Genomic DNA, 23,692 nt, shown 5'->3' with positions numbered 1-23,692 from the left:
ATCAGTCCTTCGTTCCAACGCCCGGCGGATCGTCCGCGATCCGGGCGTAGAGGTAGTGGTCCTGCCAGATGCCGTTGATCCTGAGATAGGATCGCAGCAGTCCTTCGCGCCGAAATCCGGCTTTTTCAAGCACGCGGATCGACCTGATGTTGTCGGGAATACAGGCCGCTTCGATCCGGTGCAACCTCAGCGTATCGAAGGCGAAGCGGGCCACCACCTTGACCGCGTCGGTCATCAGGCCGCGGCCGCCGAAGCGCTCGCCGATCCAGTAGCCGACATGGCCGCTTTGCGAGACGCCATGGCGTATGTTGCCGAGCGTGATGCCGCCGGCCAGCTTGCCACTGCTCCTCTCGAAGATGAAGAAGGCGATAGCGGTTCCCTGAGCAAAATCCTCGCGGTAGCGGCTGATGCGCAGCCGCCAAGCGTTGCGGTCGAGTTCATCGGGGGTCCAGCGTGGTTCCCATGGTTCGAGGAAGGCGCGGCTTTCCCCGCGCACCGCCGCCCACTCGCGATAGTCATTGGTGAACGGCACGCGCAGCGTGACGCGGTCGCCTTTCAGTGCCGGCAGGTCACGGCGAAAGAAAGGGAGCGCGAACATGGCGCTTTGAGGGGCTTAGACGGCGAGCTTGCGGGCCGTGGTCTGCGTGCCCGCAAGCGATTCGAGGATCGCCTCGTAGGGCGCCAGCGTACCCACAGGCCCGACAGCGGTAAGCGTCGGCTTGGTCGAGAACAATCGCGACGACAGATCGGTCAGCCGCTCGATCGTCAGCGCCGACAGCCGTTCCATCAGTTCCTCCTTGGCGATCGGCCGGCCGAACAGAAGCAGTTGCCGTGCGATCTGCGAAGCCCGGCTGGCCGGGCTTTCGGCGGACATGATCAGCCCAGCGCGATATTGGGCGCGAGCGCGGTCGAGTTCCTCCTGCAGGATCTTCTCGCCGGCCTTCTGCAGTTCGTCGATGATGACAGGCACCAGTTCGGCGATGTCGCTCTGGCCGGTGGCGGCATGGACGCCGAAGACGCCGGTGTCGGAAAAGCCCCAATGGAAGGCATAGACCGAATAACACAGGCCGCGCTTCTCTCGGACCTCCTGGAACAGGCGCGACGACATGCCGCCGCCGAGGATCATCGACAGCACCTGCGAGGCATAGAAATCCCGCACATGATAGGCGCGACCCTCGAACCCCAGCACGATCTGCGCGTCCATCAGGTCGCGGTCCTCGCGGAAGTCGCCGCCGACATATTGTGCATATTGCGGGATGGTGCTGTCGGCCTTGCTGCGGAAGCCGCCGAGCTGCTTCTCGACCTCGCGCACGAAATTGTCGTGCTTGATGTCGCCGGCAGCGACGATCACCATGCGTTCGGCGCCATATTGCCGCTCGATGAAATCGTGCAGCTGCTTCGAGGTGAAGGATTTGACGGTTTCCGGCGTGCCCAGGATCGAGCGGCCGATGGTCTGGTGGCGAAACGCCGTCTCGGTGAACCGGTCGAAGACGATGTCGTCGGGGGTGTCGTGCGCGGCGCCGATCTCCTGCAGGATCACATGCTGTTCGCGTTCGAGTTCCTGCGGGTCGAACTCGGACTCCTGCAGGATGTCGGCTAGAATGTCGACGGCCAGCGGCACGTCGTCGGAGAGCACCCTGGCATAGTAGGAGGTGGTCTCGACGCTGGTGGCGGCATTGATCTCGCCGCCGACGTCCTCGATCTCCGAGGCGATTTCGAAGGCGCTCCGCCTTTTCGTGCCCTTGAACGCCATGTGCTCGAGCAGATGGGCCATGCCATGCTCGTCCTCACGTTCATTGCGGGCACCCGACTTGACCCAGGCACCAAGGGCAACCGATTCGATGCTTTGAAGGGTTTCGGTGGCGACTGTCAGGCCGTTCGACAGACGGCTTACCTCAACACCCATATGGCTACTACTCCCTAACGCGCCGCCCGCGCGCGGCGGCCGACGTAATCTTCCACCATTTTCAGGTCGGATGGAAGTACCGTGTATTTTTCCTCCGATGTCATCAACCCACCTAGCCATGCGGGCAGTGCGGGCGACACGCCGCTGGCGGCTTCGACGGCGGCCGGGAATTTTGCCGGGTGCGCGGTACCCAGCACCACCATCGGCACGGCGCCTGACGCCTTGCCCGCAGCGACATGCACGGCTGCCGCGGTGTGCGGATCGAGCAGATAGTTGCTGGCCGCGAGCGTCGAGCGGATGGTGGCCGCGACCTCGTCCATATCAGCGCGGCCGGCGTCGAATTCGGACCGCATCCCGGCGATTTGCTGAGGTTCGATGGTGAAAGCGCCGGACTGCTTCAGGCCGTCCATATAGCGCCGCACGGTCGCCGCGTCACGGCCGGAGGCCTCGAACAACAGGCGTTCGAAATTCGACGACACCTGGATATCCATCGACGGCGACGTGGTCGCAAAGACGCCCTTGGTGCGGTATTCGCCGGTCGAAAAGGTGCGCGCCAGAATGTCGTTGTCATTGGTGGCGATGACCAGCCGCTCGATCGGCAGTCCCATCTTCTTGGCAGCGTAGCCGGCGAAGATATCGCCGAAATTGCCGGTCGGCACGGTGAAGGAGACCGGCCTGTCCGGTGCGCCGAGCGACAGCGCCGAGGAGAAATAATAGACGATCTGGGCCATGATGCGGGCCCAATTGATCGAATTGACGCCCGAAAGCGCCACCCGGTCGCGAAATCCGTGATCGTTGAACATGTCCTTGAGCAGGCCCTGGCAATCGTCGAAATTGCCTTCGATCGCCAGCGCATGGACGTTTGCAGCCGTCGACGTCGTCATCTGCCGCTGCTGCACCGGAGAGACGCGGCCGTGCGGGAAAAGGATGAAGATGTCGGTCCGGCTGCGACCGGCAAAGGCATCGATGGCCGCCCCGCCGGTATCGCCCGAGGTGGCGCCGACGATGGTGGCGTGCTGGTCGCGTTCGGTAAGCACATGGTCCATCAGCCGGGCCAGAAGCTGCATCGCCACGTCCTTGAAGGCGAGCGTCGGCCCGTGGAAGAGTTCCAGGATGAAGGTGTTGGGGCCGGTCTGCACCAGCGGGCAGACGGCCTCGTGGCGGAAGGTGGCATAGGCTTCGCGCACCAGCCGCTCGAAAACGGGGGCCGGGATTTCGTCGCCTAGGAACGGCGACAGCACGCGGATAGCAAGGTCGGGATAGGCAAGGCCGCGCATGGCGCGGATCTCGGCGGCGGAAAACTGTGGCCACTCGCGCGGCACGTAGAGCCCGCCGTCGCGCGCCAGCCCGGCTAGCACGGTGTCGGAAAATCCAAGAACGGGGGCTTCCCCGCGGGTACTCACATAGTGCATGTCACAATTCCGTTACTGCTTGGCTTTTCCATCCACCGCAAGGTGGTTAATTTCTGCGCTGGCTCAGTCGCATTTTTGCCGCGCGGTTGATATACGTCACCAGCTTTGCGAGAGGGAAGTGCAGTTTCATGGCGTTTCGTACATTCAGTGGTCGCTTTTTGGCGGGTCTTGCGCTCACCGGCTTTATGCTTGCCGCCGCCGGCTGCCAATCGGGCGACAATGGCATCCTGAACCTCGGCATAGGCAAGAAGGAGGACCCGACGGCGCCACCGCCGCCCCAGGATCCCAAGATACTGGCCAGCCAGTTGCAGGCCTATTGCCCTCGGGTGATGGTGCGCGACGGCACGGCTTTCTTCAACACCTATTCCAAGGAAGCTCAGAAGCCCAAGCCCAGGATCAAGAAGACCGGCGACGCCGCGCAGGATGCCGCGGCCCAGGCCGAGGCTGACGCCGCTGCTGCAACTCCGCCCGACGAATCGGCCAACATCATCTACCAGGCATCGGTCAGCGATGTGACACGCGACTGCAGCCGTGCCAACGGCCAGTTGACGATGAAGATCGCGGTCGCCGGCAAGATTGTCCCCGGACCGAAGTTTTCTCCAGGCACTATCACCATGCCCATCCGCACGGCTGTGATGCATGGCACCGAGGTCCTCTATTCGCAGATCCACCAGTATCAGGTCCAGGTCACCGATCCTTCGGTCGCCACGCAGTTCGTCTTCACCGATTCCAATATTGTCGTGCCCGAGCCGACGGCGCAGGACTATCAGGCCTTTGCCGGCTATGACGAAACCGCGCATAAGGCAACGGTCGACAAGCCGAAGAAGAAGCAGAGGAAGAGAGCCGCCGCGACGAACTAGATTCCGGCGGTTGCGTAGGGCGTGCGTCGCGGCGCACGCTTCTCAGGCGTCCGACCACTCCGACAGCGCCGCGATCACGCTTTTCAACTCCGCCCAGCGGCGGATCACCGTTTCGGCGCCGGCCTCGGTGAGCGCGTCGGCATGGCCGGAATAGCTGTGGGCGGCTCCGGTGAAGCCGATCACCCGCATGCCTGCCGCCCTTGCGCCGTGGACGCCGTGCACGGAATCCTCGATGACGAAAGTGTTCGCCGGGTTGGCGTTGAGTTTCTCCGCCGCAAACAGGAACACGTCCGGCGCCGGTTTCGTTTTCCCGGTCGGTGTTTCCATCGCCGAAAAAATCCGGTCGGTGAAAAACGGCAGCAGATGCACTTTCTCCAGCATGAATTCGATCCGCTCGGAGCGTGAATTCGAGCAGACGCAGCGCGGCACCGTGACCGCGGCGACCGCCTCGCGCACGCCGTCGATGGCGCGGACGTCGCTGCGCAGTTTGCGGTCGACCAGGTCTTCGGCGCGGTCGATCAGCGAGGCCTGGAAGGGTATGCTGGATTTCTCCTCGACCCGCATCATGATGTCCTTGAAGGTCAGTCCGGCATAGGTCTCGGAAATCTCCTCAGCCGATATTTCGTAGCCGGCCAGTGTCAGCAGTTCCGCCTCGACGCGGGCGGCGATGATTTCGGAATCGACGAGCACGCCGTCGCAATCGAAGATGACAAGGTCTGGCTGGGGCATGGTGATCCGGACAATGGGAGGGCGAGGTGGCCTCGGAAGGCTCAGGCGGCGCGGCATACACCAACAGGGCCGCCTTCGCAAATTCGCCACCCCGTCCCTTGGCCTTCACGGAATATTTACGCTGATCGGTAACCATAACCAGGAGTAAACAGTAACGCGTGCCCTGGGTGTCAGAATGTCTGCCGTGCGTCTTCTCGACGAGCTATCCCACGCCCCCCAGCAATCCGAATGGCTGGACACGATCCTCAAGGGCGATTGCGTCGCCGCGCTCGACCGGCTGCCCGAAAAATCGATCGACGTCATCTTCGCCGATCCGCCCTACAATCTGCAGCTCGACGGCGACCTGCACCGCCCCGACCAGTCGAAGGTCGACGCCGTCGACGACGACTGGGACCAGTTCGAGAGTTTCGAGGCCTATGACGCCTTCACCCGTGCCTGGCTGCTGGCGGCACGCCGGGTGCTGAAGCCCAACGGCACCATCTGGGTCATCGGCTCCTATCACAACATCTTCCGGGTCGGCGCCAAGATGCAGGATCTCGGCTTCTGGATCCTCAACGACGTGGTCTGGCGCAAGACCAACCCAATGCCGAATTTCCGTGGCCGCCGCTTCCAGAACGCGCATGAGACGATGATCTGGGCTACGCGCGATCAGAAGGGCAAGGGCTATACCTTCAACTACGAAGCGATGAAGGCGTCCAACGACGACATCCAGATGCGCTCCGACTGGCTGTTTCCGATCTGCACCGGCGGCGAGCGGCTGAAGAACGACAATGGCGACAAGCTGCATCCGACGCAGAAGCCGGAAGCGCTGCTTGCCCGCATCATGATGGCCTCGACCAAACCGGGCGACATCGTGCTCGATCCCTTCTTCGGCTCCGGCACCACCGGCGCGGTGGCCAAGCGCCTCGGCCGCCATTTCGTCGGCATCGAGCGCGAGCAGGCCTATATCGACGCCGCCAACGAGCGCATCGATGCGGTGCGGCCGCTGGATGGCGCCGATCTCACCGTGCTCACCGGCAAGCGTGCCGAGCCGCGCGTTGCCTTCGTCAGCCTGATCGATAACGGGCTGATGATGCCGGGTGCGACGCTCTACGACGCCAAGAAGCGCTGGTCGGCCAAGGTGCGCGCCGACGGTACGGTGGCGATCGGCGACAGCGCCGGTTCGATCCACAAGATCGGCGCCGAAGTGCAGGGGCTGGATGCCTGCAACGGCTGGACCTTCTGGCACTATGAGCGCAGCGGCGGCCTGACCCCGATCGACGAACTGCGCCGCATCGCGCGGCTCGGCATGGAGCGGGCAGGGGCCTGAGCCCCTGCCAATTGCTTCGAATGCCGTTGATTCAGGCTCAACGGATCGCGCGAAGCGATTCAAATCAGGCCTTGATTCCGAGACGTTCAAGGTCTGCCTGAAGCGTCTTTGCGTCGGTGAACAGCACCGATTGCCAGCCTGCCGCCTTGGCGCCGTCGACATTCTTCTGGCTGTCGTCGATGAACAGCGTGGCCGACGGTTCGAGGCCGAATGCGGCGACGTGGTGATCGTAGATGGCGCGGTCCGGTTTGATCTGGCGGATATCGGCCGACACCGTCACGCCGCGCGGACGATTGAGAAAATCGAAGCGTTCGCGGGCCTCGGCCAGCGTGTCGCTGGCAAAATTGGTCAGCATGGTCACGTCGTGGCCGCTCTCGATCAGGCCGACCATGATGGCGACGCTATCGTCATAGGCATGTGGCACCATCTCGTGCCAATGGCGGCGGAAAGCGCGGATGTTTTCCGCGTGATCGGGATGGTCCGCGATCAGCAGCGCCTCGGCCTCTTCCCAGGTCCGGCCGCGATCCTGCTCGATGTTCCAGTCATGCGTGCAGACATTGTCGAAAAACCACTTTCTCTCTTCGACATCCGGAATGAGGCGGCTGAACGGAATGTTGGGATCGTAGTGGATCAGCACGCGGCCGATGTCGAAAACGATGTGGCGTATTTCAGTCATGGGGCCTCTTTGCACTGTGTAGCGACGGCTTTTTCGTCGCGCCGGGTATCGCAGCCTCGATTGCCTTTTTCATGACAGTGGGTAGCGCCTCGCCGGAAATCTCGTGAGCGAGCGACCAGAAATGCCCGTCTGGCACATCACCTTTGATGTGAGCGTGAAAGACTTCGAGTTGGAGAGCGAAATGCGTGAAGACATGCGCAATGCGGCCCGCATGCCGCCAATCGGCGGGAAAGGGCGCGGCCGCTTCCGTGGTTGCCCCATCGATGCGCGCGGTCCAGCCTGTCGTCGGCACCTCGGTCATCCCGCCGAGCAAGCCCTTCTCCGCCCGTTTGCGCAGAAGGATGGCGCCGTCGGCCCGCACGGCGACAAAGGCCGCGCCGTGTCGCTGCGGCTTGTCGGCTTTGGGCAGGCGCACCGGGAAGTGCTCGGGATCGCCTGAAACGACGGCGTCGCAGTCTTCGCGCAGCGGGCACAGCATGCAGCGTGGCCGGCGTGGCGTGCAGATGGTGGCGCCGAGATCCATCATCGCCTGGGCGAAGTCGCCGGGCCTTGCCCCGGGCACCATGCGCTCGACATGGGCGCGGATCTCGGGCTTGGCTTCGCTGAGCGGGGTTGCGATCGAAAACAGCCGGGAGATGACGCGTTCGACATTGCCGTCGACAACGGCGGCGGGGCGATCGAAGGCAATCGCCGTGATGGCCGCCGACGTATAGGCGCCGATGCCGGGCAGTTCTCTCAAACCCGTCTCCGTGTCGGGAAACCGGCCGCCACGCGCGGCCACAAGATCGGCACAGGCCTTGAGATTGCGGGCGCGGGAGTAGTAGCCGAGCCCGGCCCAGGCCTTCATCACGTCCTCGGTGGGCGCCGCGGCCAGCGCCTCGACGTCGGGCCATTTCTCGACGAATACCCGGAAATAGGCCTTCACCGCTTCGACGGTGGTCTGCTGAAGCATGACCTCGGAGAGCCAGATGCGGTAGGGATCAGGCCGCACGCCGCGCGCATGCTCACGGGGCGTGATGCGCCACGGCAGTTCACGGTGGTGCACGTCGTACCAGTCTAGCAGGCGGGATGCGATATTCCCGGATGTGGCTTTACCACTATCCCAGGATGCGGTCTTGCGGGTCTGGTCTGCTGGTGCCATTGATCTTGTATTGGCCTGGCCGGTATCTGCTGGGTCGTCGCTGGAGGACGTACATGGCAGGGAGAACGCCCTACGGCAATCCCGTCCCGGTCAGCGATCTCGCGACCAGGATCCTCGATCCAGTGCTGCGCAAGCGGGCCGGCATTTCGATCGGCCTCGTCCAGTCATGGGACGAGATCGCCGGCCCGCGGCTGGCCAGCCATTCGCGCCCCGAAAAAATCCAGTGGCCGCGCCGTATGCATGAGGACGATCCGTTCGAGCCGGCCGTGCTGGTCATTGCCTGCGAAGGCATGGCGGCACTTCATCTGCAGCACGAGACGGGCGAGATCATCAACCGGGTCAACGCCTTCCTCGGCTTCACCGCCATCAACCGCATCAGGATCCTGCAGAAACCGGTGGCGGCCGACAAAGGAAGGCGCAAACCGGCCCTGAGGCCGCTGACGGCGGCTGAGAAGACGAAATTGTCGGGGACTGTCGGCCTGGTCGATAATGATGAACTGCGCGCCTCGCTGGAAAAACTTGGCGCGACCATTATTGGGGAGAGAAAATCATAAGCGTCTTGAAGAAAGTCATGGATTCGTCGTCAATATCTCGCATTCGTGATCGCCCTTGTCAGGTTTCGCGATTGGATTGGGGATCGAGATGCCTTAATTCGCGCCAACTCTCGCCTTTTCGTGTCTTTGCATTGCAAAATCCAACCCTTGTCAGGTGATTCGTATGAACCGTCCCCCGTTTGGTCAAAGCTTGTCTCGCAGAAACGTCCTGTCTTCGCTGGCCGCCATTCCTGCGGTCGCCCTGCTCGCCGCCTGCAGCGACTCCAGCGAGGAGGCGAAGGCCGCGGATGTGAAGCCTGCGGCCCCGGCCGCCCCCGCGACGCCGGCCACGCCGGCCGCCGCCACCGCGCCGGAAGCCCAGGGCACCGTGGACATGACGGAACTGATGAAGCCGGGTGCGCTGCCCGACAAGCAGCTTGGCAAGGATGACGCCAAGGTCACCATCGTCGAATACGCGTCGATGACCTGCCCACACTGCGCGCATTTCGCCGAGACCACCTTTCCGGAGCTGAAGACCAAGTACATCGACACCGGCAAGGCGCGCTACATCCTGCGCGAATTCCCGTTCGATCCGAGCGCCGAAGCCGGTTTTATGCTGGCGCGCTGCGCCAAGGATAACTATTACCCCATGGTCGACGTCCTGTTCAGGCAGCAGGCGAACTGGGTTGGCGTCCAGAATACCAAGGATGCGCTGCTGCAAATCTCGAAGCTCGCCGGTTTTACACAGGAGTCCTTCGAGGCCTGCTTGACGGATCAGAAACTTCTGGACGATGTGAGATCGGTCCAGAAGCGCGGCGCCAATGAATTCAAGGTCGACTCGACACCGACCTTCTTCATCAACGGTAAGACCTACAAGGGGGCGATGTCGATTGAGGAAATGTCGGCCATCATCGACCCTCTGCTCTGACGTCCAGTCAGCCCTGAGGCGGCGGCGCTTCTGCGTGCGCGGCTTCTTGTCGTGTGGCGAATTCCTTTCGCAAAACCACGGAAACCCGCTTAATGGGTGGCGCGAATGAAGTTTTCGCGCCTTCGCCTCCTCGGTTTCAAGTCCTTCGTCGAGCCCGGCGAGTTCGTCATCGAACGCGGACTGACCGGCATTGTCGGGCCGAATGGCTGCGGCAAGTCGAACCTGGTCGAGGCGCTGCGCTGGGTGATGGGCGAAAGCTCGTACAAGAATATGCGCGCGTCCGGCATGGACGACGTCATCTTTTCCGGCTCGGGCACTCGGCCCGCCCGAAACACCGCCGAAGTCACGCTTTTCCTCGACAACAGTGACCGCTCGGCGCCCGCTGCCTTCAACGATGCCGACGAACTGCAGGTGTCGCGCCGCATCGAGCGCGAGGCCGGCTCGCTTTACCGTATCAACGGCAAGGAGGCCCGCGCCAAGGATGTGCAGCTTCTGTTCGCCGACCAGTCGACCGGTGCGCGTTCGCCGTCGATGGTCGGCCAGGGCCGCATCGGCGAACTGATCCAGGCCAAGCCGCAGGCACGCCGCGCGCTGCTCGAAGAGGCGGCGGGCATTTCCGGCCTGCACACCCGCCGCCACGAGGCGGAACTGCGGCTGAAAGCGGCCGAGCAGAACCTCGAACGGCTGGACGACGTCGTCGGCGAGTTGGAAAGCCAGATCGAAAGCCTGAAGCGCCAGGCGCGCCAGGCCTCCCGCTTCAAGAACCTGTCCGCCGATATCCGCAAGGCCGAAGCAACGCTATTGCATCTGCGCTGGACGCTGGCCAAGACGCAGGAAGGCGAGGCACGTTCAGCGCTGGCGGTTGCGACAGCCCTTGTCGGCGACCGCGCCGCGGCACAGATGGCCGCCGCCAGGGAACAAGGCATCGGCGCTCATAGGCTGCCGGACCTGCGCGACGCGGAAGCCGCCGCCGCTGCTGCCTTCCAGCGCCTGTCGATCGCCAAGTCGCAGATCGAAGAGGAAGCCGGCCGCATCCGCGCTCGTCAGAGCGAACTTGAGCGCCGGCTGCAGCAACTCGACGGCGATATCGCGCGTGAAGAGCGCATGGTCCGCGACAATGCGGACATTCTCGAGCGTCTGCGCACCGAAGAGGCGGCACTCAATTCCGAAAATGCTGGTGCCGCCGAGCGCGAAGCCACGACCCGCGCTGCTTTCGAACAGGCTGCGTCGACGCTTTCGCAAAGCGAAGCCAAACTCGCCGCGCTGACTGCCGAGCGGGCCGAGGCTGCCGCCTCGCGCAACCAGATCGAACGGACGCTGCGCGACACCGCCGAGCGCCGCGACCGCTTCGCGCGTCAGCTTGCCGATGTCGACCGGGAATTGTCGGAGATACTCTCCAAGGTCGCCGGCCTGCCCGATCCGGCCGAGAAGCGCGTGCTGGTCGAACAGGCCATGGCGCTGCTGGAGGAGGCCGAGGCTGCCGTGTCCGAGGCCGAGCAATCGGTCATCGATGCTCGCGCTACCGAAAGCGCTGCCCGGCCACCACTTCAGGATGCCAGGGCCGAGCTGGCGCGGATCGAAACCGAAGCGCGCACGCTGGCAAAAATCCTGAATGCCGCCAGCGGCGATCTCTTCCCGGCCGTGCTGGAACAGATCAGCGTCGATCGCGGTTTCGAAACGGCGCTGGGTGCGGCCCTTGGCGAAGACCTCGACGTGCCGCTCGACCGCAGCGCGCCGGTGCATTGGGGCGAAAGCGCGATCCGGCCCGGCGACGCGGCTCTGCCGGAAGGCGTCAGAAGCCTGGCCAGCGTGGTCCACGCGCCGGCACAGCTCGCCCGCCGCCTGGCGCAGATCGGTATCGTCGATGCCGCCGGCGACGGCCGCCGGTTGCAGCCGCTGCTTGCTCCCGGCCAGCGGCTGGTCAGCCGTGAAGGCGCGCTCTGGCGTTGGGATGGCTTTACCGCCAGCGCCGATGCGCCGACCGCCGCAGCACAACGGCTGGCGCAGAAGAACCGGCTGGCTGAGCTCGATGCCGAGGCGATACAGGCGACGCTCGTCCTGCGCCAGGCCGAGGAGGCGCTGGGAGAGGCTGAACAGGCGCTGCGCCTGGCGAGCGAGGCCGAGCGCAACACGCGCCAAGCCGGTCGTGACGCCCAGCATCGGCTGGACGCTGCCCGTAATGCGCTGGCCGAGGCCGAGAGGGCCGGCGGCGAATTGCAGAGCCGGCGCGCCGCGCTCGACGAGGCGCGCGCCCGCATCGTCGACAGCCATGAGGAGATTTCGGCGGCCTTCGCCGAGGCGGAAATGCTGCTGCAGGACGCGCCCGATCTCGGCGATCTGCAATTGCAGCTCGAACAGTCCTCGGCCAATGTCGCCCGCGACCGCGCCACGCTTGCCGATGCGCGTGCCGTGCACGAGGGCCTGCGACGCGAAGCCGAGGCGCGCGCGCGCCGGCTCGATGCCATTGGCGCCGAGCGTAGCAATTGGCTGGAGCGGGCTGAAAACGCCTCGACGCAGATCGCATCGCTTGGCGAACGCAAGGCCGAGGCCGAGGCCGAACGCGAGCGGCTGGCCGATGCTCCCGATGAAATCGACGCCAAGCGGCGTGCCTTGCTGTCGCAGCTCACCGAAGCCGAGACCCTGCGCAAGGCGGCAGCCGACCGTCTGCAGGAAGCGGAGAACCGGCAATCCGAACTGGACAAGGCCGCCACCGGCGCCATCCAGTTCCTGGCCGAGGCGCGAGAGACCCGCGTTCGCGCCGAAGAGCGGCTGACCGCGGCCGACGAACGCCGGCTGGAGGTCGAGGCGCGCATCCAGGAGACGCTGAACACACCACCGCATCTGGTTATTCGCCACACCGGTCTTGAGGCTGACAGCCCGATGCCTGAGATGGCCGAGATCGAGCGTCAGCTCGACCGGCTGAAGATCGAGCGCGAACGGCTCGGCGCCGTCAACCTGCGCGCCGAGGAAGAGCAGAAGGAGCTATCCGACCGGCTGGAAGCGATCGTGTCGGAGCGCGAGGACATCATCGAGGCGATCCGCAAGTTGCGGCAGGCGATCCAGAGCCTCAATCGCGAAGGCCGTGAGCGATTGCTTGCCGCTTTCGATGTGGTCAACGGCCATTTCCAGCGGCTGTTCTCGCATCTGTTCGGCGGCGGCACGGCGGAATTGCAGCTGATCGAATCCGACGATCCGCTCGAGGCCGGGCTTGAAATCCTTGCCCGCCCGCCCGGCAAGAAGCCGCAGACCATGACGCTGCTGTCCGGCGGCGAACAGGCGCTGACGGCGATGTCGCTGATCTTCGCGGTGTTCCTGACCAATCCGGCGCCGATCTGTGTGCTCGACGAAGTCGACGCGCCGCTCGACGATCACAATGTCGAGCGCTTCTGCAATCTCATGGACGAGATGGCCGCCACCACCGAGACGCGCTTCGTCATTATCACCCACAATCCCATCACAATGGCGCGCATGAACCGGCTGTTCGGCGTGACCATGGCCGAGCAGGGCGTCAGCCAGCTGGTGTCGGTCGACCTGCAGGCGGCCGAGGCGATGCGCGAGGCAAGCTGACCCAGGTCGCGCTGCCTGCGAATGGGCCGCCCCGGAGCGATTCAGGAAAAGTATGCAAGCGGTTTTCGCCCGGCAAGAAATGTCAGGGACTGTGCCTGTGCGAATGATGCCTGGCCGAGGACCAGACGAAATAGAGCGATCCCAGTTTCAGCACAGGCACCCTGCGATCCCGCTCGCGATCACGCAGTTCGCGGTAGGTCTTCACCTTCAGTGTGCCTCCCGGCAATCTGATTCGCAAAGCCATGATGCATAGAGCTTACGTGCCTTCTCCGGTCGATGGAAGCGTCATTTCAAGCTTCTCATCAGTATTCGAGCTCTTGGAGGGTCGATCGGGAATTGTACTGGGCCACCAGATGACGAAATATTTGCCCAACTGCCAGACCGCGACTTCTCCCTTGTGCTCCCGCCGCCGCAACTCATGACGTTGCTTGACCTTCAACACACCGCCCGGAAGCCTGATCTTGATCGTCATCGTCCCTCAATACTGATGGCGCGCTTCCTGGGTGCCGCGCCCGAAGCTTCATCTGTCTGGCCAAGTTAGAAATCGCCCACTCTCGGATCGGATCGTTGCAATCCGATTTCGCCGAGTCAATGGAGCCGAGCGCGAACTCCTGTGGCTATCGGCGCCGTGCACATAAGGCTTGAGAGCGGGCTCAACCTCTGCGCCGCAAGATCCAGTTCACACAGATCACGGCCACGAGGCCACATGCGATGCCGGCGCAATCGGCAACCCAGTCGAGCACATCGAGATCGCGCCGTATCAGCGCCGTGCCCTGCAGGACCTCGATCGCCGCTCCAACCATGGCGAGGAAGACGATTAGTCTTGCTTTTCGATCGGGCCAGCCGAGCCCTCCAAGGAAAGTCATGACGGCAAAGGCGCTGGCGTGGTTCAGCTTGTCGGACCGGAAACCGATATCGATCCCGTACTCCTCGAGCCGGGGTATAGGCAGCAGTGCAAGGACTAGAACAGCGATAAGCGTGCCGAAAAAAGCGATCCGTTCGGCGGCTGGATAAAATCTCATTCTGTTCCGATCTGTGCCTGGCCGCCGGGAGGTCGAATCCGGCTCGGGATCTGCGCCGCGCCCGGTGCATGGGGCAGGGCGGTGCCGCCGCGCCACGATCGCATCGGATATTTCGAAAAGCAACGGAACCCATCCTGATGGTCACGAGGAGCAGCCCGGCAAGAGCACTCAGCTGACGCGATACTGCCATCGCAAGCCACATTCTGCTCGCGTCGCCCCTCCAGAGCACGAATTTTCCCGGTTTTCGGGAAGGTCGTTGCCTGGGAAAGCGGGTTTCGCTTCCATCAGTCAAAAGTAAGCTCCAGCCATGAACCGGAGCTTGATGATGACTGACACAGAAACCAGAATGTTTCGCACACTTGATGTGCCAGCCGGTCCGGTGCGGCGGCTCGGAATCCCGGCCGACCTGACAAGGCAGGGCATGTGTGGGCGCATCTGTGCATCATGCCCGATGCGAAACCCGCACTGCTCCTCTAGCGTTCTTGATGGCGGCGCATCGGCGCAACTTTCCCGGTGAGCAGGCGAAGGGCGGCGCCGGAAAATGCGCCGCCCTGTCGGAGGGATTGTCCACGATCAGGCGGCGAGCCAGGCCCGGGTGAAGTCCTGCTCATAGGCCTGATGCATCTGGTACCCCATCAAGGCGGGTTTCATATGGCAGAACAGCTTTCGCCAGTAGGGCTGAACGATGATGCCGGAATCCTGCAGCATGACCTGCAGTTCCTTCATCACCGCACGGCGCTGCTCCGGATCGGCGATGGCGTTGGCCTTGTGGACCTTGGCATCGAAATCTGGGTCGGCGAACCCTGTCTCGTTCCATGCCGAACCGGTCTGATAGGCAAGCGCATAGGTCTGGATGCCGAGCGGTCGGGCGTTCCAATTGGTTGTCGCGAAGGGATACTTCGTCCAGTCGTTCCAGAATGCCGATTCCGGGATGACGGTGCGTTTCACCTTGAAGCCCGCGTCGCGCATCTGCTGGGCGACGGCATCGGAGCTTTCCTTGCGGTAATCGGCTTCGACCGAGATCAGATCAAACTCGAAATCGAGCTGGCCGGCTTCCTCGAGCAATGCCCTGGCCCGGACCGGATCACGTTTGATCGGCGGCAGATCGGCGTGTTCGGGATGCATCGGTCCGACATGATCGTTCTGCGCGACGATACCCATTCCGTCGGCGCCCAATTGCAGCACCGCTTCGTTGTCGACCGCAAGCTGTATGGCGTTGCGCACGCGCTTGTCGTCATAGGGTTTGGCGTTGACGTTGCAGCGCGAGACCAGGGTGGCGGCAGTGACGATCTCGCTTTTCTTCAGGCCCAGCCTGTCGAGCATGGCGACGTCATAGGACTGCGTCTGCCCATTCAGGTCGATCTCACCGGATTCGAAGGCGGAGACGGTGGCGGCCGAGTCGGTGCCGTAGTCGATCCAGTCGATGCCGTCGAGGAACACCTCGCCGCCCCACCACGACCCGTCCGGCCGCTTGCGCACCGAGGCAGCAACGCCGACATCGAGTCTTTTAAGTTCGAACGGACCCGTGGAAACGGGGTTGGCCGACAGCGGCGCCGCCTTCGGATTGAAGGTGTGGTGGACGATCAATGCCGGGTAGTCGGTCATCGCGGGGATGATGGTGATGTCGGGCTGAGCCAGTTTCAGGACCACGGTGTGGCCGTCGCGAACCTCGATGGCAGCAGTGCGCGCCACCTTGGTGTCGGGATCGATCAGGGCGGTCATGCGCCCCGCCATCGAGTTGCCGGCGGCATCCTTCTCGCACCAGCGCGTGATGTTGAAGGCGACATCCGTGGCAGTGAAATCGTCGCCGTTCGACCATTTCACCCCCGGGCGCACCTTGAGCACATATTCAGTCGCGTCCGCATTGATCTCCCAGCTCTGCAGCAGCACAGGCTCGAAGGTGAAATCCGGCTTCCAGCGCACCAGCGGTTCGAGAAACTGCATGGCGATGTTGCCCATCTGCGAAACCTTGAACTTGCGCGGGTCTTCCAGCTCCATCACCTGCATGGCAACACGCACCACGCCGCCCTTCCTGGGTTGGACGGCTTCCCCGGCTCGCGCCGGGACCGGCTGACCGATGAGCCCATAGGCAATCGCCGTGCTGGCGCCGAAGGCGCTGGCCAGCGCCAGGAACTCGCGGCGGCCAAGCGCGCCGCTGTTCGCGCCTTTCGCAAATGTGCCGATCGCCGGATGAAGAGGTCTGGATGTCATATCGGTTCTCCCATTGTTGATTTTACGCCCGAATTCGGTGGAATGCCCTTGCCGCGTCGTTGCTGGGCGCTGTTTTCTGCAAGACGCGGCCGATGGCGGCGAGGCCGCGACGGCGAGGGGAAGGCAAGATGAATCTTCTGACGGCGATGCGGGTGTTCGATCGGGTCTGCCTGCTGGGCAGCCTGTCGGCGGCGGCGCGCGATCTCAACATGTCGACGACGGCCGTCAGCCGCACCATCAAGGAACTGGAAGACGACCTCGGCGTCCGGCTCATCAATCGCACCACAAGGCGCCTCAGCCTCACCGAGGCGGGCCGCGACTATGCTCCGCGTGCCCGCAGCCTGCTCGACGACATTTCCGAACTGCAGGATTCGACCCGCGGCCTGCACAAGGAGACGCGCGGCCTGATCCGGGTTTCCTGCTCCAATGTTCTGGGCCACACGCGCATAACCAAGCTGGTGCCGAAATTCCTCGAAGAGAACCCGCTCACCACGATCGAGTTCGACCTCACCGCGCGTTATGTCGTCGGCATTGTCGAGGAAGGCTACGATGTCGCCATCCGCTTCGGCGGTCAGGCCGATTCCGCCTTGATTGCCCGCCGGCTTGGTGAAGTCCGCAACTATGTCTGCGCCACGCCCGATTATTGGGACGCAAACGGCCGCCCGGTCCACCCGGATGAGCTGGCAAGCCATTCCTGCGTGCTGAGCAATTTCGCCAAGCGGCTTGGCACATGGCCCTTCATCGGACCAGACGGCCCTTTCGATGCGGCTGTCGGCGGGCGCATCTCGACCAACAGCGTCGAGGCCGCCTACCAGATGACCACCGCCGGTTTCGGCATCGGTAACCTGCCCAGCCTGCTGGTCGACGCTGCGATCAGGGACGGGCGGCTGGAAGTGCATCTGGATGAGTTTCGCCCCGGCTCCAGCCCGATCTACGCACTCTATCCGCACCGCACCTATATTGCGGCCAAGGTGCGCGCATTCGTCGATTTCCTGATCCGAGAACTGTCGGCCGACTTCACCGCCTGAAATGCTGCCCGATTGCCGGCCAACGCCGTCAGGGGCCTGGCGCGAACGCCAGGCCCCCTCTGCCCCCGTCGCCCGACGCGGCAGCGTCATTTCCACCAGGCGGTGGTGTCGTACATCGGTCCCGGCTCCTCGAAGAGCTTTTCGTATTTGCACAGTGCCGGCGTCTTGCCGAGCGGCACCGAAACACCGTCCCTGAACGCCCATTCGCCACGTTGCGTCGTATCGGCCCGCACATAGCTGGACAGCGCAAAGGCGCGGTCGTGCTGCGACTTGTTGGGCGAGGAGCCGTGCACGGTGAGCAGCCCCCATAAAGCAAGGTCGCCCGGTTCCAGCACCAGCGGAACGATGGTCGCCGGGTCGATGCCGACCTTGCGCAACTCTTCTTCGGCGGTCAGGCCCTTCATCAGCTCGCCGGTTCCCTCGTCCGACAGGCCGAGATAGCCGAGCTTGTGGCTGCCGGGCACTACCTGAAGGCAGCCATTGTCCAGCGTCGCCCGATCGACCGCGAGACCCGTTGTCACGGTGGCGTCGGCGACATTGTCGAAGGCGGCTTGGTTACGGAAGCGCAGATCCTGGTGGAAGCGATAACCCGTGACATTGGCGCCGGGCGGCTTCCAGTGCAGCTGTTGGGCGATCTGCCTTATGTCACGGCCGATCAGGCCCTCGAGCAGCTTCAGATAGTCGGGATTGCGGCGGAATTCTTCGAAATAGGAATTGATCCAGGAAAACCAGTAAGCCTGCAACACATAGCGTTGGCCAAAGTCCGATTCAGGCAGGATCTGGAAATTCAGGTTGCCGTGCCGGAAGGTGGCGTGATGCTTGAGGCCTTCGGCATAGACCGCATCGGTTTCCTTCTTCAGCCGGATCATCTCGTCGCCGTCGACGAATTGTCGAACGATCGCGTATCCTTCCTCGCGGTACTGCTCCACCGCTTCGCGTGCCTGCTTGTCCGTCAGCATGTCCGTGACAACCCCTGTCTGTGATCTGTGTCGATCGTAACGAAGGGGTTGCCCGTGATAAGCCGTGGATTTCGGCATCGACTTTCCCGATTATCGGGAAATTGAGCGGGGCGTCAAAGGTGCATCGGCCGCAACCGGCTGGCACGATAGCAGGCCCTAAAAATAGGTTCGCGGCGCGACAAGGTTCTTCTGCTGACGAACATAAAAACAATAGAAGCCGAACGCCGCGGCAAACCACATGAAGGCCTCGCCCATGGCCAGCCGGTTGTTGGAATTGGTGAGGATGCTTAGGGCGAAGAAGACCAGTGTGGAGATGTAGCAGGACCATGCGGCCGGCGCGACAAACTTGGCTCGCATGGCCAGCAGGACCTGCCTGGCCGACCAGGTGTAGAGAAAGGCAAAGAACGCCAGTCCGACCACGCCATAACGCACGGCAATCTCCAGATAACCATTGTGGAAGACGTTGAAGATCATGGGATGATAGGTTCTGTTCTCCCACTCGGTCAGCCAGCTGGAACTCGCTCCGAAGATGGGGTGGCGTTTCCAGATATCGATCGCATCCGCCCACAGCATCAGCCTTTCCTTGGCTGCAAGCGGAACCGCATCGCTGGCGATGGCGCGGTCGAAGGCGGGGAGGACGCCATGCCTGAACACGTCCGGAACCAAGGTTTTGACGAAGGCCATGGTATCGCCGGCGGTGGACGAGAAGATGTTGTGTGTTGCGGCAATGCCGGCCGCCACGATCGCCAGCACGCCACCCGAAACCAACAGTTCGCGGCGATGGCCTCTCGCCAGGGTCATCACCGTCAACAGGAGCAGCGCAAGCGCAAGTGCAAGCCACACGCCCTTTGACCGCATCTCGATGATATTGACGAGGGCAAGCAGCAGGACGGCCGTCGACAGCGCCCAATACAGGTTCTTGGTTGCTTTCCCGAGGTCCGTTCTCTGGGCCGTGTAAGCCATGAATTGCAGCGTGCAGAGGAAGATGAAACCGGCCGCCACCGAAGCGTGGATGGGATTGTTGAACAGCCACGGCGCCGGTTGGATATCCTGAAACAGGCCCGAACAGGCGGTGTCCGCCGCCAGGAAGACAAGACTGAGGATCATGAACCCGAGCACGAGCCGTGCCGGCTGCCTGACAAACAGCAGAAACGCGAAGCCGGTCGTCGCGTAGAACAGCGGAAACATGTAAATGCCTTCGGCGCCACCCAACTGGTGGGTGCCGAAATAGACGATCGCCAGCCGAATGAAGACGTAGAGCGACCAGCCCAGACACAGGAAGCCGACCCAGCCGATCAGCGGTTTGCTGTAGGTCCACAAATCCACCCTGAACCAGCGGATGACCGCGACCAGGGCCAGCGCCAGGCCCGCATAGCGGTAGGTGTCGGCCTCGCGCCACACCGCGGAAACCAGGGCGAGAATGGCGAGTGCCGCAAGCAACAGAAGCAAGGTGTGGCGCGGCGCGTTGTCCTTGGCATCATCCAGGGCTTCTCGCGGCAGAGGGGGCGGCAGCAGGACGTGATGCAGGCGGCGCAGTTCGTCGCTGGCCCGCAACACCCCGGCACGTAGCCGGCTCGGCCCGCCCAGCCTTGCGGATTTGTAGCTTCCCGAGGGACCGGCTATGCCGGAGATCTCACTGCTGGCGGCGAAGCCAAGCACGTTTTGGCGGACCGAATAGACTTTCAGGCCGGTATCCCAAAAGCGTTCGAGCGCGACGTCCCATGGCATTTTCATTATGGCGAGCGCCGACAACAGACCCTGCGCGCCCTGCCGCGTCACCAGATAGGCGGCGGCCGAGCCTTGCGGGCCATGCAGCGCACGACCGATCTCGTCGCCTTCCGTCGTCTCGACGGCGCGCATGAAGAAGCTGATGCGATGGTTGGTCAGCTTGATGACGTCGAAATCCGGCACCGCCGCGATGATGGCCTCGATGCGCTGCATGGTGTTTTCGCTGAAGAGGACGTCGTCCTCGACGATCAGGCCATAGGAACTGCCACCGGCCAGGAACGTTTCCAGCGCCTGGATATGGCTGCGGTAACAGGCATATTCGCCGGAAAGGATGTCGCGCCCGCTCAGCTTGCGCGCGGCTGGCAGATCGATCTCCGTCCAGTCTTTTTCTGCAAGCGCCCGACCGTCGACCGCGGCAATGCGCTGCAAGGTCAGTCCTGCCGCTTCGGCGCTGGCGAGCAATTCGCTCCAGCGCTGGGTCTCGCGATCGAGGTTGATGGCGAAGATAGGAAGGTTCATTGAAGTTCCATGTTGAGCCGCCACCCACCTGGCCGACCTATGTATGGAAAGAAGGAGATGTTCAAGGCGACACTGTCCAGATCATGTGCAAGACCTGAATTTGCCGCGATGGCTTTGGCTCATCTGGATTTATGAAGCAGTCGAATTATTAGCTGATCGGCTTCATGGAAGATCGCAAAGGTACTCTCGGATCCCACGTGCCCGGATGGAATAGAACGGCATGGCCGGGCAGCGTCTTTAGATATCGGATAGGTTTAGCCGGTATCTGTGGGAAAAAGGAGCCGAAGTCATGACCGACATCTGGCACTCACTCCTCGCCAACCTTGCCCTGGTCTCCATCCTCGTGGTCGCTTGGGACCTTGTGGCGGATTTCACCGGGCGTCTCTCGCGGCGGATGCAGTCGCTGCTTCTTGGCGTGGTCATGTGCGTGGGCGCGATCATTTCCATGGCGACGGCCCTGTCCGTCTCAGGCTTCGTCGTCGATCTGCGCGCCGCCTTCATTGCTGCTGCCGCGTTCTTCGGCGGATGGCCGGCAATGCTCATCGCCACGTTCGGCTCCATTGTTTATCGCGTCCATCTCGGCGGGCAGGGTGCGGGTGCTGGTGTCATGGGTATCCTCATCACCGCAATCGTCGGCATTGCGTGGCACCACATCGTCGCGGCCCGATCGCGCACCATGTACGATATATTCGGTCTGGGCGTAACGGTCGCTCTTGCCGGGCTGATCACGCTCCTGGTCATCCCGGCGCAAGCCGTCACGGGCCTTGTGCAGCAGAGCACGTTCCCCTCCCTCGTGTTCCGCTTTCTCAGCACAATCATCATCGGCGTCCTGCTCGACCGGCAGCAGCGCCGGCGCGAGCTCCTGATGTCCAACATGACCTACCGGGCCATGGTTCGCGAACTGCCGGATTGCCTGAACATAAAAGATGTCGACGGCCGCTTCATCGCCGCCAACCCCGCCACCGCCGAAATGGTTCGCGCCGCTTCGGTCGACGATCTGATCGGCAAGACGGATTTCGATTTCTACCCCAAGGAGGTGGCCGAACGCTTCCGGCAGGATGAGATGGGCGCGCTGGAGGCCGGGCAGACGTTGCGGATCGACCAGCCGGCGCATTTCCCCGATGGGCGGCAAGGTTGGCTCTACACGCTCAAGGCCCCTTTTCGCGACGAGGCCGGCAAGATCGTCGGCGTCATCACCTACAATCGCGACATCACCGAGCAGAAGCGCGCCGCCCAACTCAAGAACGATTTCATTTCCACGGTCAGCCACGAATTGCGGACCCCGCTGACCTCCATCCGCGGCTCGCTTGGCCTGATTGCGGCCGGCGTGGGGGGCGAACTGCCGCCCAAGGCCGCCAATCTCGTCCACATCGCTCACACCAACAGCGAAAGGCTAGTTCTTCTCATCAACGACATCCTGGATATGGAGAAGATCGAATCGGGCGTGATCACTTTCAAGATCAAGCAGATGCCTGTCCGTCAGGTCCTGGAGCAGGCCATTGCCGCCAGTTCCAACTACATGGCCGACAGTCGGATCAGGATGGTTCTGGTCGACGATGCGCCGCGCGCCGAGGCGAACATCGATCCGGATCGCCTGCATCAGGTGATGGCGAACCTACTGTCGAATGCTATCAAGTTCTCGCATACCGACGGTACGGTGACGGTGAAATTCCAGCGTCGCGACCGCGACATGCTTCGCATTTCCGTGATGGACCAGGGCGCTGGCATCCCGGAGGCTTTCCGCAGCCGTATATTCGGAAAGTTCGAGCAGGCCGACGCCTCCAGCACCCGCAAGATAGGCGGCACCGGCCTAGGCTTGAGCATCGTCAAGGCCATCACCGACAAGCTGGGTGGCGCCGTTTCCTTCGAAACCGAGGAAGGTAAGGGAACCTCCTTTCACGTCGACCTTCCCGAAGCGGGCAGACAGGACGCCAAGCTGGATTCACCGACCCGGCAACCGCAAGAAGCTGATAATCGCCTGAGGGTTCTCATCTGCGAGGACGAGCCCGACATTGCAGCAGTGATCGCAGCACTTCTCGATGCGGAAGGCTTTTCCAGCGACGTCGCGCCCGATATCGATACTGCCAAGGCGCTCCTGAGCTCCCGCGACTACGTGGCGCTAACGCTCGACATCAAGCTGGCGGGGGAATCCGGCATCAAACTCTTCCATGACATCAGGGCATCGCCGGCGAACTCCGACATCGCGGTCATCGTCATCTCTGCCGTCGCTGACGAGGCTAGGCGCACGCTGAACGGCAGCGCCGTCGGCATTGTCGACTGGCTGGAGAAGCCGGTGGATTCGAAACGGCTTCACGCGGCTCTCGCCAAGATCGTCGGCCGCAGGGCCGAGCCGAGGCCACAGATTCTGCATGTCGAAGACGATGAGGGCGTGCTTGCGGTGATGTCGGAGGGGCTGGGTTCGGGCGTCTCGATCACATCCGCAAAGACGCTGCAGGAAGCCCGGCAGGCGGTGGCGAAGCATCGCTTCGATCTGATCATCCTGGACATTGCACTTCCCGACGGATCTGGCCTGGACCTCCTCGTCGATCTGCCTTTAGAGACCGGGGTTATCGTGTTTTCGGCGGCGGAGCTCGACCAGAAACTCGGCGATCGCGTTCAGGCGATCATGACGAAGACCAGGGCGTCGGAGATCGATGTGGCAAAGCTGGTCAGCAGCATGTTGGTTTCGTCCCTTACTCGGCCTGGCGCGAACACCAAGGAGACACGCTGATGCCCGCACGGATCCTCTATGTGGATGACGAGGACGATATCCGCGAAATCGCCCAGATGTCGCTGGAGCTTGAGCCGGAATTCGAGGTGCGGTCCTGCTCGTCCGGCATGCAGGCGCTAGTCGATGCCGCCGAATGGCGACCCGACCTCATCCTGCTCGACGTAATGATGCCGGACATGGATGGGCCGGAGACGTTGAGGCGCCTGGCCGAGGCTGGCGCGACGGCTTCGATACCCGTGGTGTTCATCACCGCGCGCACCCAGACGCATGAAGTCGAACGCTATCTGGCGATGGGGGCGGTAGGGGTGATCGCCAAGCCATTCGACCCGCTTGCGCTTGCCGGCGAAGTCAAAAGATTGCTTGTGTCAGGCGCCTGAGCCGACGTTTGGCGTGGGCACCGAGCGCAGCCTGGCTGCAGACTGTGCGACGCCGT

Annotated in this window: 19 protein-coding genes; 8 read left to right on the top strand and 11 right to left on the bottom strand. The window is 62.9% G+C overall.

Going from position 1 to position 23,692, the window contains the following annotated elements:
• Window position 1 precedes the first annotated feature (1 nt).
• From MESCI2_RS0106920 to thrC, 3 genes are read right to left on the bottom strand one after another with little or no spacing between them, the layout of a single operon-like run.
• Window positions 2-598: a GNAT family N-acetyltransferase gene (locus tag MESCI2_RS0106920; RefSeq protein WP_027035928.1), complete on the bottom strand. Its 597-nt coding sequence runs from the start codon at window positions 596-598 to the stop codon at window positions 2-4.
• Between the two features lie 15 nt (window positions 599-613).
• A complete protein-coding gene (locus tag MESCI2_RS0106915; protein WP_027035927.1) occupies window positions 614-1,906 on the bottom strand; it encodes a M16 family metallopeptidase in 1,293 nt (430 codons plus the stop codon).
• Window positions 1,907-1,920: 14 nt separating this feature from the next.
• Window positions 1,921-3,318, bottom strand: a complete 1,398-nt coding sequence (thrC, locus tag MESCI2_RS0106910; protein ID WP_027035926.1) for a threonine synthase — start codon at window positions 3,316-3,318, stop codon at window positions 1,921-1,923.
• Between the two features lie 128 nt (window positions 3,319-3,446).
• Between thrC and MESCI2_RS0106905 the strand changes: the two genes are divergently transcribed.
• The gene (locus MESCI2_RS0106905; protein WP_027035925.1) at window positions 3,447-4,178 is read left to right on the top strand and encodes a hypothetical protein; all 732 of its coding nucleotides are present in this window, start codon (window positions 3,447-3,449) and stop codon (window positions 4,176-4,178) included.
• Window positions 4,179-4,220: 42 nt separating this feature from the next.
• On the opposite strand, the gene MESCI2_RS0106900 is transcribed toward MESCI2_RS0106905, so the two are convergent.
• Entirely contained in the window at window positions 4,221-4,907 is a 687-nt protein-coding gene (locus MESCI2_RS0106900) for an HAD family hydrolase (protein WP_027035924.1), read from the bottom strand.
• Window positions 4,908-5,082: 175 nt separating this feature from the next.
• Between MESCI2_RS0106900 and MESCI2_RS0106895 the strand changes: the two genes are divergently transcribed.
• Window positions 5,083-6,216, top strand: coding sequence for a site-specific DNA-methyltransferase (locus MESCI2_RS0106895; protein ID WP_027035923.1), 1,134 nt, complete (start codon window positions 5,083-5,085; stop codon window positions 6,214-6,216).
• A gap of 64 nt (window positions 6,217-6,280) precedes the next feature.
• Here MESCI2_RS0106895 and MESCI2_RS0106890 read toward each other — a convergent pair whose 3' ends face one another.
• Both MESCI2_RS0106890 and mutY read right to left on the bottom strand, forming a co-directional pair.
• On the bottom strand, window positions 6,281-6,892 hold the full coding sequence (locus tag MESCI2_RS0106890; protein WP_027035922.1) for an HAD family hydrolase: 612 nt from the start codon (window positions 6,890-6,892) through the stop codon (window positions 6,281-6,283).
• Complete coding sequence (gene mutY / locus MESCI2_RS0106885) at window positions 6,885-8,033, bottom strand: A/G-specific adenine glycosylase (RefSeq protein ID WP_027035921.1); 1,149 nt, start codon at window positions 8,031-8,033, stop codon at window positions 6,885-6,887. Before mutY ends, MESCI2_RS0106890 begins: the two co-directional genes overlap by 8 nt.
• Before the next feature lie 53 nt (window positions 8,034-8,086).
• Between mutY and MESCI2_RS0106880 the strand changes: the two genes are divergently transcribed.
• From MESCI2_RS0106880 to smc, 3 genes are all read left to right on the top strand, one after another.
• Entirely contained in the window at window positions 8,087-8,587 is a 501-nt protein-coding gene (locus MESCI2_RS0106880) for a DUF721 domain-containing protein (RefSeq protein ID WP_027035920.1), read from the top strand.
• A gap of 163 nt (window positions 8,588-8,750) precedes the next feature.
• Window positions 8,751-9,494 carry a DsbA family protein gene (locus MESCI2_RS0106875; protein ID WP_027035919.1) on the top strand — a complete coding sequence of 248 codons (744 nt, stop codon included), beginning with the start codon at window positions 8,751-8,753 and terminating at the stop codon, window positions 9,492-9,494.
• A gap of 105 nt (window positions 9,495-9,599) precedes the next feature.
• Window positions 9,600-13,061 (top strand): chromosome segregation protein SMC, encoded by a 3,462-nt coding sequence (gene smc / locus MESCI2_RS0106870; protein WP_027035918.1) that lies wholly within the window; start codon window positions 9,600-9,602, stop codon window positions 13,059-13,061.
• A 256-nt stretch (window positions 13,062-13,317) separates the two neighbouring features.
• On the opposite strand, the gene MESCI2_RS01000000134430 is transcribed toward smc, so the two are convergent.
• From MESCI2_RS01000000134430 to MESCI2_RS0106850, 3 genes are all read right to left on the bottom strand, one after another.
• Window positions 13,318-13,533 carry a hypothetical protein gene (locus MESCI2_RS01000000134430; protein ID WP_032900471.1) on the bottom strand — a complete coding sequence of 72 codons (216 nt, stop codon included), beginning with the start codon at window positions 13,531-13,533 and terminating at the stop codon, window positions 13,318-13,320.
• Between the two features lie 181 nt (window positions 13,534-13,714).
• Entirely contained in the window at window positions 13,715-14,083 is a 369-nt protein-coding gene (locus tag MESCI2_RS01000000134425; RefSeq protein ID WP_032900470.1) for a hypothetical protein, read from the bottom strand.
• 573 nt (window positions 14,084-14,656) lie between these two features.
• Complete coding sequence (locus MESCI2_RS0106850; RefSeq protein WP_027035917.1) at window positions 14,657-16,294, bottom strand: ABC transporter substrate-binding protein; 1,638 nt, start codon at window positions 16,292-16,294, stop codon at window positions 14,657-14,659.
• 128 nt (window positions 16,295-16,422) lie between these two features.
• Here MESCI2_RS0106850 and MESCI2_RS0106845 point away from each other — a divergent pair, with 128 nt between their 5' ends.
• Window positions 16,423-17,322 (top strand): LysR family transcriptional regulator, encoded by a 900-nt coding sequence (locus tag MESCI2_RS0106845; RefSeq protein WP_027035916.1) that lies wholly within the window; start codon window positions 16,423-16,425, stop codon window positions 17,320-17,322.
• A gap of 86 nt (window positions 17,323-17,408) precedes the next feature.
• Here the strand turns inward: MESCI2_RS0106845 and MESCI2_RS0106840 are convergent, their stop codons facing one another.
• The gene (locus tag MESCI2_RS0106840) at window positions 17,409-18,281 is read right to left on the bottom strand and encodes a phytanoyl-CoA dioxygenase family protein (protein ID WP_245270252.1); all 873 of its coding nucleotides are present in this window, start codon (window positions 18,279-18,281) and stop codon (window positions 17,409-17,411) included.
• A 156-nt stretch (window positions 18,282-18,437) separates the two neighbouring features.
• Entirely contained in the window at window positions 18,438-20,528 is a 2,091-nt protein-coding gene (locus tag MESCI2_RS0106835; RefSeq protein WP_027035914.1) for a glycosyltransferase family 25 protein, read from the bottom strand.
• A 289-nt stretch (window positions 20,529-20,817) separates the two neighbouring features.
• On the opposite strand from MESCI2_RS0106835, the gene MESCI2_RS0106830 reads away from it, so the two are divergent.
• Both MESCI2_RS0106830 and MESCI2_RS0106825 read left to right on the top strand, forming a co-directional pair.
• Window positions 20,818-23,259: a hybrid sensor histidine kinase/response regulator gene (locus tag MESCI2_RS0106830; RefSeq protein ID WP_027035913.1), complete on the top strand. Its 2,442-nt coding sequence runs from the start codon at window positions 20,818-20,820 to the stop codon at window positions 23,257-23,259.
• Window positions 23,259-23,636 (top strand): response regulator, encoded by a 378-nt coding sequence (locus MESCI2_RS0106825; protein WP_027035912.1) that lies wholly within the window; start codon window positions 23,259-23,261, stop codon window positions 23,634-23,636. The genes MESCI2_RS0106830 and MESCI2_RS0106825 overlap by 1 nt, the downstream gene beginning before the upstream one ends.
• Window positions 23,637-23,692: the final 56 nt, after the last annotated feature.

The sequence above is a fragment of the Mesorhizobium ciceri WSM4083 genome (assembly GCF_000519305.1).
Taxonomy (GTDB): domain Bacteria; phylum Pseudomonadota; class Alphaproteobacteria; order Rhizobiales; family Rhizobiaceae; genus Mesorhizobium; species Mesorhizobium ciceri_B.
The sequence above is the reverse complement of the archived record's forward strand: the minus strand, read 5'-3'. Positions and strand labels throughout refer to the sequence as shown.